At 65.7% G+C, this 11,806-nt stretch carries 12 protein-coding genes and 1 pseudogene; 6 read left to right on the forward strand and 7 right to left on the reverse strand.

The window, feature by feature from the left end:
* The first annotated feature begins 1 nt into the window (after nucleotide 1).
* The 3 genes from HALXA_RS01075 to HALXA_RS01085 all read left to right on the forward strand — a co-directional run bounded on the left by HALXA_RS01075 (nucleotide 2) and on the right by HALXA_RS01085 (nucleotide 2,363).
* The gene (locus HALXA_RS01075) at nucleotides 2–655 is read left to right on the forward strand and encodes a helix-turn-helix domain-containing protein (RefSeq protein WP_013878444.1); all 654 of its coding nucleotides are present in this window, start codon (nucleotides 2–4) and stop codon (nucleotides 653–655) included.
* A 171-nt stretch (nucleotides 656–826) separates the two neighbouring features.
* A complete protein-coding gene (locus tag HALXA_RS01080) occupies nucleotides 827–1,729 on the forward strand; it encodes an NOP5/NOP56 family protein (RefSeq protein WP_013878445.1) in 903 nt (300 codons plus the stop codon).
* Nucleotides 1,722–2,363, forward strand: a complete 642-nt coding sequence (locus HALXA_RS01085) for a fibrillarin-like rRNA/tRNA 2'-O-methyltransferase (protein ID WP_013878446.1) — start codon at nucleotides 1,722–1,724, stop codon at nucleotides 2,361–2,363. The genes HALXA_RS01080 and HALXA_RS01085 overlap by 8 nt, the downstream gene beginning before the upstream one ends.
* A gap of 181 nt (nucleotides 2,364–2,544) precedes the next feature.
* On the opposite strand, the gene HALXA_RS01090 is transcribed toward HALXA_RS01085, so the two are convergent.
* Nucleotides 2,545–3,120, reverse strand: a complete 576-nt coding sequence (locus HALXA_RS01090) for a DUF7282 domain-containing protein (protein WP_049895032.1) — start codon at nucleotides 3,118–3,120, stop codon at nucleotides 2,545–2,547.
* Nucleotides 3,121–3,264: 144 nt separating this feature from the next.
* On the opposite strand from HALXA_RS01090, the pseudogene HALXA_RS22390 reads away from it, so the two are divergent.
* A pseudogene (locus HALXA_RS22390) lies at nucleotides 3,265–3,363 on the forward strand (fibrillarin-like rRNA/tRNA 2'-O-methyltransferase); the annotation flags it as partial.
* Between the two features lie 165 nt (nucleotides 3,364–3,528).
* Here HALXA_RS22390 and HALXA_RS21565 read toward each other — a convergent pair.
* Both HALXA_RS21565 and HALXA_RS01095 read right to left on the reverse strand, forming a co-directional pair.
* Nucleotides 3,529–3,951 (reverse strand): hypothetical protein, encoded by a 423-nt coding sequence (locus HALXA_RS21565; RefSeq protein WP_148263615.1) that lies wholly within the window; start codon nucleotides 3,949–3,951, stop codon nucleotides 3,529–3,531.
* Nucleotides 3,952–4,117: 166 nt separating this feature from the next.
* Nucleotides 4,118–4,612, reverse strand: a complete 495-nt coding sequence (locus HALXA_RS01095) for a hypothetical protein (RefSeq protein WP_013878448.1) — start codon at nucleotides 4,610–4,612, stop codon at nucleotides 4,118–4,120.
* A gap of 206 nt (nucleotides 4,613–4,818) precedes the next feature.
* Here HALXA_RS01095 and HALXA_RS01100 point away from each other — a divergent pair, with 206 nt between their 5' ends.
* Nucleotides 4,819–5,907 (forward strand): glutamate--cysteine ligase, encoded by a 1,089-nt coding sequence (locus HALXA_RS01100; protein ID WP_013878449.1) that lies wholly within the window; start codon nucleotides 4,819–4,821, stop codon nucleotides 5,905–5,907.
* A gap of 294 nt (nucleotides 5,908–6,201) precedes the next feature.
* On the opposite strand, the gene HALXA_RS01105 is transcribed toward HALXA_RS01100, so the two are convergent.
* Nucleotides 6,202–7,446 carry a hypothetical protein gene (locus HALXA_RS01105; RefSeq protein WP_049895033.1) on the reverse strand — a complete coding sequence of 415 codons (1,245 nt, stop codon included), beginning with the start codon at nucleotides 7,444–7,446 and terminating at the stop codon, nucleotides 6,202–6,204.
* Nucleotides 7,447–7,630: 184 nt separating this feature from the next.
* Between HALXA_RS01105 and HALXA_RS01110 the strand changes: the two genes are divergently transcribed.
* Entirely contained in the window at nucleotides 7,631–9,271 is a 1,641-nt protein-coding gene (locus HALXA_RS01110) for a hydroxysqualene dehydroxylase (RefSeq protein WP_013878451.1), read from the forward strand.
* 15 nt (nucleotides 9,272–9,286) lie between these two features.
* Here HALXA_RS01110 and HALXA_RS01115 read toward each other — a convergent pair whose 3' ends face one another.
* From HALXA_RS01115 to HALXA_RS01125, 3 genes are all read right to left on the reverse strand, one after another.
* The gene (locus HALXA_RS01115) at nucleotides 9,287–9,709 is read right to left on the reverse strand and encodes a universal stress protein (protein ID WP_013878452.1); all 423 of its coding nucleotides are present in this window, start codon (nucleotides 9,707–9,709) and stop codon (nucleotides 9,287–9,289) included.
* A 77-nt stretch (nucleotides 9,710–9,786) separates the two neighbouring features.
* Complete coding sequence (locus tag HALXA_RS01120) at nucleotides 9,787–10,566, reverse strand: sulfite exporter TauE/SafE family protein (RefSeq protein ID WP_013878453.1); 780 nt, start codon at nucleotides 10,564–10,566, stop codon at nucleotides 9,787–9,789.
* A 97-nt stretch (nucleotides 10,567–10,663) separates the two neighbouring features.
* Nucleotides 10,664–11,797: an AI-2E family transporter gene (locus tag HALXA_RS01125; protein WP_013878454.1), complete on the reverse strand. Its 1,134-nt coding sequence runs from the start codon at nucleotides 11,795–11,797 to the stop codon at nucleotides 10,664–10,666.
* Nucleotides 11,798–11,806: the final 9 nt, after the last annotated feature.

Consider the following 11,806-nt stretch of genomic DNA (forward strand, 5'->3'; position numbering starts at 1 on the left):
AATGACCGTCATCGCCGATATCACCGTTCCCGCCGATGCGTTTCCGCTCGGCCGCGTGTTAGAGGACCTGCCGGCGGTCGAAATCGAACTCGAGCGCATCGTCCCCCTCCGAGAGGCCATCATTCCGCTGTTCTGGATCTCCGGCGCCGATCCGGCGGTGATCGAGACTACGCTGCGCGATCACGCCGAGACGGAATCGGTCGAGCAACTCACGGCCGCCGAGGACCGGACGCTGTTCGAGGTCCGCTGGGGCCCCGATATCAACGGTGTAATCCAGGCGCTCATCGACACGCGCGCGAAAATCCTCGAGGCCACCGGGACCGCCGACACCTGGGACTTCCGCCTGCGCTTTTCGTCCCACGAGGACCTGTCCGCGTTCAACATGGCGCTCACTGAGAGCGACGTCCCCGTCACGCTGCGCCACATCTACAACCCCACGCTCCCGGACGAGGGGGACGCGCTGTCGCCCCGACAGCGGGACGCGCTGTTGACGGCGTACCGACAGGGCTACTTCGAGGTCCCCCGACGGACGACGCTCACCGAACTCGCCGACACCGTCGAGGTCAGCGACAGCGCCCTCTCCCAGCGGCTCCGACGGGCGACGAACGCGCTCGTCGAGGACACCATGCTGACGGACGAGGAGCCGCGTTCGTAGCGCCGACCGCAAAACGAAATCTCACGACCGGACTCCTCGGTCCGTACTGGTAACGATTCGATCTCGAACTCGGGACTCGAACTCGAACCTCGAGCGGCGGCGGTCGACGTCAACGGCGGCCGCGGAACCGTTCGGGAACGCATATACGAGCAGGGGGACAATCCTCGGGTAATGAGCGACGGGACCGATCCGGAGACGGCGGGCTGGTTTGCGGACGTGGAGCCGGGCGATACCGGCGCGGCGGCCGAAGCGATACGGGACGGCCGCGCCGACGAGCCGGACGACTGGCCGACCCTCGCCGTTCGCACCGGGGCCGCCGAGTCGGAAGAAGCGTACTACGACCGCCTGAAGGAGGCGACGACCGCCGCAACCCGCGACGCGGTCGCCGAGCGCGAGGGCGCGGACGACCGCCAGCTCGTCCACGCGGTGCGAGCCATGGACGACTGCGAGCGGACGGCCAACGAACTCGCCGAGCGACTCGCCGAGTGGGCTGGAACCGTCGACCCCGACGCGGGAACCGGCGTCGCGTACGCCCGCGAACTGGCGAGTCGCGAGGATCCCGCGCCCGGCGAGGCGGCGCTCGTCTCGCTGGCCGAGCGCGTCGCCGGCCTCGCCGACGAGGCCGACGCCCTCCGGGAGTTCGTCGAGCAGCAGACGCCGACCGTCGCGCCGAACCTCGCGGCGCTGGCCGGCCCCGTCCTCGCGGCCCGGCTGATCTCGCTGGCCGGCGGCCTCGAGGAACTGGCGAAAAAACCCAGCGGCACGATTCAGGTGCTGGGTGCGGAGGACGCGCTCTTTGCCCATCTGCGGGGCCACGCACCCTCCCCCAAGCACGGGATCATCTACATCCACGATGCAGTCCGGGGAACTCACCCCGAGAACCGCGGTTCGGCGGCCCGCGCCGTTGCGGGCAAGCTCGCCATCGCCGCCCGCGTCGACCACTACTCCGGCGAGCGCAAACCGGAACTCGACGCGGAACTCGAGGAGCGTATCGAGACGATTCAAGCCCGCACCGACGGCAGCGGCGGCGGTGGCGATAACGGCGACGGCAACGGGGGTGACGGCGATGACTGACGCGCTCCCCGACGGCGTCGAGCGCCGCGAGTTCGACGGCACTGAGCGCCTTGCGACCCGCGGCGAGCCCGTCTACGGCGAGCCAACCGAGGGCGAGTGGCGCGCCTGGAACCCCGACCGCTCCAAGCTCGGCGCGATGCTCGAGCTGAGCATGGACACCGGCCTCGAGGGCGGCGACGACGAGACGGTCCTCTACCTGGGCGCGGCCAGCGGGACGACGGTCAGCCACGTCGCCGACTTCGCCGGCCCGACTTACGCCGTCGAGTTCGCCGCGCGGCCGGTCCGGGACCTGCTCGAGGCCGTCGCGTCGCGACCGCGGCTGTTCCCGCTGCTCAAGGACGCCCGAAAACCGGAGACGTACGCCCACGTCGTCGAGTCCGACGTCGACGCCATCGTCCAGGACGTCGCGACGAGAGGGCAGGCGCGGGTGGCTCTCGAGAACCGGCGGTTTCTGGCAGACGACGGGCGGTTGCTGCTGGCCGTGAAGGCCCGAAGCGAGGACGTGACTCGAGAACCGGCGGCCGTCTTCGAGGATGTTCGGACGGAACTCGAGGAGGGGTACGAGATTCTCGAGTCCGAACGGCTCGAAGCGTATCACGCCGACCATCTCGGGGTCGTTGCGCGGCCGCGATGACTGTACAGCCGCGGACGGCGGCGCGCGGATCACGTAATCGACCGGTCGTGATCGGCGTCGGTCACGATTCGAAGCGACCGTCCGATCCCGGCTGAACAGCTATCGCATCCGCTCCTAGTAGCGAACGGGAACGAGGGGAGAGTTTCGATCCGCTCCTCTCGTTCGCTTTGATGGCCCTCGTTTACTCGGAGGTCTCGTTCATCTCCTCCTCGAGCGTGATCATCGCGTCGTCGATCACCGGCTCGTCGTCACTCGTGTAGGGGTCGTCGGCCTCGGGGAACTCGTACGTCTCGTTGTCGTTGGTGTCCTGGTGAGCCATCGCGATCAACACCTGGCTCTCCTCGAGGGATTCGTTGAGCTCGACGGACACGTTCTCGTGCTCGCCGGAGTCCAGGAAGGTGGAGTTACCCAGGACTGCTCCGGGCTCGTACTCCGCGGAGAGATTCGTGACGGTCTCGTTCTCGTTTCCGTCGGCGGGCGCGGCCGCGTGAATGACGGCGAAGCCGCCCTCGGGGAGCGTCGTGTTGTTGACCGCGACTGCCGTCCCGTTGGACGTCTGGTTCTCGAACGTCACCGTGGCCGTTTCGGTCTCCGTTTCGTTGTCGGCCGTCTCGTTGTCGGCCGTTTCGTTCTCCGTCTCGTTCTCTTGGATCGTGCCGGCGTCGGTCGCGGCGAACCCGAGCGTCGCCCCCGAGAGGAGGACGAGCGCCGCAACGACTGTGACGCCGATAGTTCTGGCACGTGGCATCGGAATCATCAATGTCACAATTCCACAAAAACCGGATGTTCCGTTCGAGCGTTTCACGAGTAGAAACATCCGAATTCGCCGGACAGGACGCTCGAGGTAAGAGCGCTATTCCCACTGTTAGTCTCGCAATCAGCGGCGTAACAGTGGGTTCTGCTGCGGAGGCGTCTCGAGGAAGGATACGAGATTCTCGAGTCGAAGTGGCTCGAGCGGTACCACGCGGATCACTTAGGGATCGTCGCGCGGCCGCGGTGAGGTATAGAGCGCAGTCTCAGTTGTCCTATTGAAATGCTCTGTCGATGATAGGTTACAGAAGCCGTGCTGAATACAGAGGATGAGTTCAGCACGACGACTTTGTTTGTTTCACGATGAGATCAGCGAACCAGCCGTTGAGTAGATCTGCTTACTTAGCAACTGTAGTCAGCAACGGCCCCACGGAGGGTTATCATCTCTAAATACAATATCCGTCTCACTAGGACGACAGTGGATTTGTATGTCAATACAATCTCCATCTGCACCTCTCATATCTTCTGGAAGAGACAAGTTGGTGATTCGTCCTTCCCCATTCATAGAATACATAATAGTATATTCAACAGGTTCTGTTTCCCATGACTGCTCAATGAGTTCTCTTCCATTACTATCTACCTCGATAGCGTCCTCAAATACTGCACTCCCCGCTCGGTCAAGTCGGACTGTAATAGTGACTGATTCATCCCGCCAATTCTCAATACTAATATTTCCCACTTGAATACCAGATTCAGAACTGAATGCAGTACAGCCCGCAGTAGCTAAAAGAGCAATTGCTCCAAGCACTTGACGGCGCGGGGATGAAGTTGTTTTCATATATACATGTATGATAACTAATTTGCTATAGACTTTCTGTATATGGCCTGTACTGAGCGATCACCACCTTTGCAAAACCGAGTCGAATCTCGTACTACATTCGCGCGCTGGATTCGGCACGCATCATCTGTCATCGGCTAAGGACTTCAACAGACCCGTTTCAGTCTCAGTAACCGCCGGGCAACGCGAAGACGAAGCTCAACAGCGCGAGCGGGATCGTAAAGAGCAGCGCGTACCAGGCGGCGCCGGCGACGAGCAGGCCCCACGTCCGCCAGCCGTAGCCGGTCGGATCCCAGTCGACGCCGAACCGCGGTAGCCCCACTGCGCAGAGGACCGGGAAGCCGACGACGTACAACACGCCCAACTGGAAACAGAGCTTGAGGAAGGCGTTGCTCCAGGCGACTCCGCTCGAGTCGACGAACGCGAGGACGGCCAGGAAGCCGGCGAGGTAGGGGACCGACGCGCCGATGCCGGCGAGCACGTAGGTCGGCACCGTGCTGCCGGCGGGCGGAAGCGACCGAAAGAGCGCTCGCAGTCGGTTCGACAGCAAGAACGGCGCCCACAGAACGGTTGCGACGAGGCCCGGAACCAGCAACAGCGCGCCGAACGCGAGCCAGCGACCGAGTGCAGCGACGAACGCAACGGGGAGGGGCGGAGTCACGGTTCGAACTCACTCGCAGGGTAATTCCGCTCGAGGAACATATTTCGATCGGTGGTCGTCACGCTCGAGACATCGGGCCGACGCGGCCGGCGCCCAAAACGGCCGTCGATCGCCCCGATTGCACGCTTGGGCGAGCGGAAAACCGAAGCCGGCGGTTCGATCCGACTCCAAACCGTATTTACTCCCGGCGGCGAAAGGGTTCCACGATGGAACGCGGGTCGCCGGAATCGTTCACGCGCATGGGCACGCTGGGGATCGAGGAGGAGTGTTTCGTCGTCGACGAGCGCGGTCGACCCACCAGCGGGACCGACGAACTCGTCTACGAGCACGACCCCCCGGAGATCCTCGCGGACCGCCTCGATCACGAACTCTTTAAATTCGTCATCGAAACTCAAACCCCGCTGATTGAGAACCCCGACGACGCCCGCGACGCCTTACTCGAGATCCGCCAGGCGCTGGTTGAACACGCCCAAGAACACGGCTACGAGATCGCCGCCGCCGGCCTCCACCCGCTGGCGAAGTGGCGCGAACTCGAGCACGCCGAGAAACCCCGCTACCGCTCGCAGTTGGACCGAATCCAGTACCCCCAGCACCGGAATACGACCGCAGGCGTCCACGTCCACGTCGGCGTCGACGACGCCGATAAGGCGGTCTGGATCGCCAACGAACTGCGGTGGTACGTGCCGATCATGCTCGCTCTCTCCGCGAACTCGCCGTACTGGAACGGGTTCGACACCGGGCTGCAGTCCGCTCGCGCGAAGATCTTCGAAGGGCTTCCGAACACCGGCATGCCGACCTACTTCGAGGACTTTGCGGCCTTCGACCGGTTCGAGCGCCGGATGCTCGAGACCGGATCGATCAACGATCGGGGCGAACTCTGGTACGACGTGCGCCCGCACACGGCCCACGGGACGGTCGAACTCCGGACGCCGGACGGGCAGGCAAACCCCGACGTCGTGATGGCCTTCGTCGAGTACGCCCACGCGCTCGTCGAGGCGCTGGCCGAGGAGTACGAGGACGGCGCCGCCGGCTACGGTCACGACCACCGACGGGAACTGCTCGACGAACACAAGTGGCGCGCGATCCGCTACGGGCACGACGCCAGCCTGCTCGACCGCGAGATGGAGGATACCGTCGATCTGGGCGAACTCGTCGACCGCGAGTGCGAGCGACTCGGCGTCGACGGCATCAAGCGCGTCTACGAACGCGAAAGCGGCGCGCAGAAACAGCGCCGACTGCTCGAGGAGGAGGGATCGGACGCGCTCTGCGAATCGTTACTGTTGCAGGTCGACTAATCAGAGACCGAGACTCGAGTTCATACCGTGGTTTTCGGATCGCTCGAGGTTTCTCGAGACATAATATGCAATGCGCTCACCAGCGGGTAGCAGGCGCTGTCGAATCGGTGGAAAGGACCGCGAAGAATCGATCGCGGTCGTGGCAGGACGGTGTGTGCGTGTATGGCGCAGTGATGATGTGGCAGTGATTGGGACTGTCCTGCCGTACTCTCTCGTATGCCTGCAGGGATGGTATCCCTGACGCCAATGCATGTTGGTAGTCCGCGGACGGGATGACGTCAGGTAGCCGGTGTGCTACGATTCGACCACGTCGGCGAGGACCTTCGCTATCTCCCGATTCGTCTCCGGACTGTAGTGGCCGCCTTCGCCCCGTTCGACGTACAGCGACTCGACGTCGCCGTCGTCGGGCGAGAGGTGCTCGACCATGTCGACCGTCTCGAGGTCGTCGTACCGCTCGTCCAGCCGGTCCAGCAGGTCGCCGTAGATGGGGCCGTGTTCGGCCTCGTACTTCGCGTACCGGAGTTGCTGGACCATCGCGAACACGGGGGTAAACCCCTGCTCCTCCGCGTAGTCGACGAACTCCGCGATCAGCGCGTCGAAAAGGTACTCGTGGGTCTCGAACAACCGCTCGTGGTAGCGCACGCGCGCCTGCTCCATCCGCAGCATCGACTGCGTCTGGGCCTGGTCGAAGTCGATCCCGGGAATCGGCCGCTCGAGTCGCTTCTCGATCTCGATACCGGCCTCGTAGAGCGCGTACCGGACCTTCTCGGCGTCGTCGAGGAAGTCCGTCGTGTACGGACGAGTCGCGTAGTGGGGCTTGAACCAGTGGTCGTAGTGGAAGTCGTACTCCCGCAGGAAGTCGGCCTTCGACTCGAGGTCGAGCAGGTCCTCCTTCTCGTCGACCGGGCTGTCGATTCGCTCTAACTCGCCGTCCTCGAGGACGTACCGGGGTTTGACGGCGAGGATGTTGCCGAACTCCTGGTAGTGTTTCCACACCGAGAGGATGCGGGCGATCGAGGAGGCGGTGACGACCACGAAGACGTAGTCGGTCGGCTCCTCGGGATACTGGCGCTTGAGCCGCATCAGCGCCTGATCGAGTCCGTAGTTGCCGCCGCCGTAGTTGGCGACGTGGGTGTCCAACTCCTGGGCCATGTAGTGTTGGAAGGTCTCGTCGTTGTTGACCTCGCGGCAGAAACAGTAGGAGTCGCCGTAGGTCGAGACCGTCACGTCGGCGTCTGTATCCCGGTCCTTCGCGGGGCAAACCCGGCTGCCGTACTCGTCCGTCGAGTAGGTGACGACCGTCCGGAGTTCTTCGCCGGGAAGGTGGTCGCCGGTGTCCTTCTGTTTCTCCTGATCCGGCTGGGGAACCCAGCCGAGTTCGGGATCGAAACTGCTGAACTTGCCGAGCAACTCTCGGTCGATCTCGGGGAACTCCTCGGTGGCGACCGAGGGGATCCGCTCGAGTGCCCTGTACGAGACCACCTCGAGAACGACGACGATACCGACGGTGACGACTGCGAGCGCGAGGAACGGAAACATTCGGATCCGGTGATACAAGAACGGGCCCCAAGTGGATTTCCCCGGCATATGCTGCAGCGGGCCGTGTAGCGGTGGGATACGCCGAGAATGAGCGCGGTCTGACTGACCCGAGACCGATCGGCTGCCGGTCTCCTTGCAGTCGTTAGGGCCACGCGTTACCCCATTCGCTCCCGGAGTAGGATCAATGACAGACGTTGTCATCATCGGCGGCGGGATCGGCGGCCTCACGGCAGCCCACGAACTCGCGGCGCGGGGCGTCGACGTGACCGTCCTCGAGGCGAACGACCGCTTCGGCGGCAAGGCGCGATCGATACTGATCGACGACGGTCCGACTCCCCTGCACGGCGAGCACGGATTCCGCTTCTTCCCGGCGTTCTACCGCCACGTCGTCGACACTATGGCCCGCATCCCGGACGGGACGGGCACCGTCGCGGACAATCTTGTCGAAACCGAGGCAACGCTTATCGCGAGCGCCGAGGGCGCCGACCGGATCGCAGACACCGGCCGTCCCGACTCGCTGCGGGGCTGGCTCGAGGCGCTTCGCCCGGCCTTCGCCGACGACCTGCCGCCGTCGGACGTGCGCTTCCTGCTCGAGCGGCTGCTGTACTTCCTGACCGCCTGCGAGGAGCGCCGGGAGAACGAGTTCGACGACGTGTCGTGGTGGGAGTTCATCGACGCCGAAAACCGCTCCCCGGAGTTCCGCGATCGGCTCGCGTACGCGACGCAGGCGCTGGTCGCGCTCCGGCCGCAAGTCGGCAGCGCCCGGACGATCGGGGCGATCTACCTGCAGTTGCTGTTCGGCCAGCTCGATCCGAGCCGGCCGACCGAGCGGATCCTGAACGCGCCGACCAGCGAGGCCTGGATCGACCCCTGGGTTCGCCACCTCGAGTCGGTCGGCGTCGATTGTCGATCGAACGCGCCGGTCCGGGAACTCGCGGTCGACCGTCGCGGACGACGGATCGCCGGCGCGGTCCTGGCCGACGGCGAGACGGTGACGGCCGCGGAGTACGTCCTCGCCGTGCCGGTCGAGATCGCCACGGAGTTCGTCACGCCCGAACTCGCCCGCGCCGCGCCGAAACTGGGCCGGATCGAGCGACTCGATACCGCCTGGATGAACGGGATCCAGTTCTACCTCTCGGAGAACGTGGCGCTGACCCGCGGCCACCAGGTCTACGCCGACGCGCCGTGGGCGCTGACGTCGATTTCGCAGCGCCAGTTCTGGCGGGAGTCCGAGTACGATCTCGCGGCGCGCGGTTCCGAGGACGTCGACGTCGAGGGCGTCCTCTCGGTGATCGCGTCCGACTGGGATACGCCGGGGACCGTCCACGGAAAGCCGGCCCGGGAGTGCACCCGCGAGGAGGTCGCGACCGAAATATGGGCCCAGCTGAAGGCGCATCTGAACGGCCCGGAGGAGCGGTTGCGCGACGAGATGGTAGTCGACTGGTTCCTCGATCCGGCCCTCGAGGAGACCGCGGACGGCCTCGAGAACCGGTCGCCGCTGTTGATCAACACCGTCGGCTCGCTGCGGAACCGGCCGTCGGCCGACCCCGCCGTCGCGAACCTCACGCTCGCGAGCGACTACGTGCGGACGAACTCGGATCTGGCCTCGATGGAATCGGCCGACGAAGCGGGTCGCCGGGCGGCTGCCGCCGCGCTCGAGCGACTGGGCGTCCGCGGGCCGCGGCCGCAGGTGTGGGAGCTCGAGGAGCCGGCGGCGTTCGAACCGTTCAAACGGCAGGATCGGGTTCGGTACCGGCTCGGATTGCCCCACCCCGCCGACGTAACGCACTCGCTGCGGCGGTCGATTTCGACGCTCGTCGGGTGAGCGATCGCGCTCGAGTCAGCGGACGACGGTCACCGGCACCGAAGAGTGACGGACGACGACCTCGGCGACGCTGCCGAGTAGAATCCGGGTGACGCCCGAGCGGCCGCGACTTCCCATCACGACGTGGTCTACGTCGTTCGTATCGGCAAACTCGACGATCTCCTGGGCCGGCGAGCCGATCCGGGCGTGCGTCTCGATGCTGACACCGCGTTCGGCCGCGAGGTCCTCGGCTGCCGCTAGCTGGTCGGTCGCCTCGCCGAGCAGGTCCTCGAGTTGCTCGTCGGGTGCGTCGTCGGCCGCGTTCGGGATGAACGGCACTGCGGACGTGTCGGCGACGGTCAGGGCGACGAACTCCCCGTTCGGAAAGAGATCGAACGCGTACTCGAGCGCCTCGCGGGCGGGATCGGAGTCGTCGAACGGGACGAGAACGCGTGCCATGTGGCCGGTAACGGGGAGCCGAGCCTTTAGTCTAGGCTCGGCTCTCGGGCCTCGATTCTCGACTCTCGGCTCTCGACTCAGAGGGCGAGATAGGGCCCGACAGCCAGCAGGACGACTCCCAGCGAGACTTTCAGTTTCTCCGGATCGACGACGTGTGCGACCTTCCAGCCGACGACGACGCCGAGCAGGAGCGGCGTCCCGACGACGACCGCGAGCGGGACGTTGACGCTCCCCTGGAGGACGTAGCCCGTCGTCGCGAACGCCGCGATGAAGATCGACTGAACCTGCGCGACGGCGACCGCCAGCAGCATGGGAATGCCGACCAGCACCAGCGCCGGCACGGCCAGCACGGGACCGCCGATTCCGAGCAGGCCGCTGCAGACCCCGAGCGCGAATCCGAGTCCGGCGAGGGTGAGTTGGCCCCGTCGCTGCAGGGGCTCCAGGTCGTAGACGGGACTGAAGCCGCGGCGCTCCCGGTAGAGGATAACCCCGCCGACGGTCGCCGCAACTCCGCCGAGTAGCAGGCCGAACACCGAACGCGGGACGAAGGCGTTGACGTACGCCCCGACGAGCGCGCCGACGACGCTCGAGCCGCTGAGGACGACCGCCAGCGCCCGTCCGTCGCCCGTTCGCATCTCGCCGGAGTGGAGGTACGCTGCGCTGCCGACGAGGCCGGTGAAGACGAACGTCGCGTGGGCGGTGCCGGCGACCTCGCCGGAGGCCAGCCCCGTCAGCGAGTACAGCGCGATCGTGACGAAAATCCCGCCGGGCCCGATCGTCGTGATGCCGATGCCGGAAAAGAAGGCGATCGACGCGAGCAACAGGAGCAGTGAGAGATCGAACGGGAGCCCGAGCATCGACGTTATCGAGGCTTCGTGGCTGCTCCCGTGACTCTTCTGGTTTCGAGGGACAGCGACCGCGGACGGGTAGCGAGGCAGCCGGTACGGCGAACGGTTACTCGTCGGCGTCAGTATCGTCCGCGTCGGTCGGTTCTCGGGCGGCGCCCGACTCGGTCGCGTCGGTTTCGCCTGCCGATCCGTCGGGCGGCGCTCCGTCGGGCGGCGTCCCGGCGTGGCCGCGGGCGAAACAGTCGAGTGCGAGTTTCGACCCCCCGAGGACGACGGGGCCGATGAACAGCCCGACCGCACCGAACGCGACGAGTCCGCCGAAGATGCCGACGACGACGGTCGCGGCGTTGAACGCTTCGGTCTGGCCGATCAACGCGGGCCGCAGGTACGTGTCGGAGAACGTGACGAGTAGCCCGTACACGACGACGGCCGCGCCGGCGGTCGGCCGGCCGACCGCGACGAGGTACCCCGCGACCGGAAGCCAGACGCCGAACGCGCCGACCAGCGGCAGCAGCGTCAGGACGAACGTCGCGACCGTGAGGAAGACGACGGCGGGGACGCCGGCGACCGCCAACCCGACGCCGAGCATCACCGCCTGAACCGCCGCGACGGCGACGTTCCCCACGACCGAGGCCCACATGAGTTCGTCCAGTCCGCCGCGGAGGTCCGCCAGCACCTCGTCGTCGACCGGCAACACCCACTGCACCCACGCGACGAGTCGCTCCCCGTCCCGCAGCAGGGCGAAGAGGATGAACAGCGTAACGGTGAGGCCGATAAAGAGGCCCGGGAGATTCCCGACGAACCCCATCACGCTCATCGTGACTTCCTGGACGGCCGTCGCGATCCGATCCTGATTCGCTTCGTACAGCGCGGCGAGATCGACGGCGACGCCGTTGGCCTCGAGAAGTGCTTCGATCTCCGCGACGTTGAGGTCGCCCCTTCTGAGGGACCGGGCGACGTCGAGCGACTGGCGAACGGCGATCGTGAGCACGTAGACGAGCGGCAACAGGACGGCCAGCAGCGTTCCGACGACGACGGCGCCCGCGGCGATCGTCGGTCTGACGTACCGCTCGAGGCGTCGCTGGACGGGAAACAGGATGTACGCGAGGACGACGCCGAACAGGACGAACTGCAGGTACGGCACGAGCACGAACAGTGCGAGGAGGGCGCTCACCAGTCCGAGCGCGGTCAGTCCGGGCTTATCGACGATCCAATTGGTCGGTCTGGCGGTGTCCGACATGTCTTCGCC

The organism is Halopiger xanaduensis SH-6, assembly GCF_000217715.1.
Taxonomy (GTDB): domain Archaea; phylum Halobacteriota; class Halobacteria; order Halobacteriales; family Natrialbaceae; genus Halopiger; species Halopiger xanaduensis.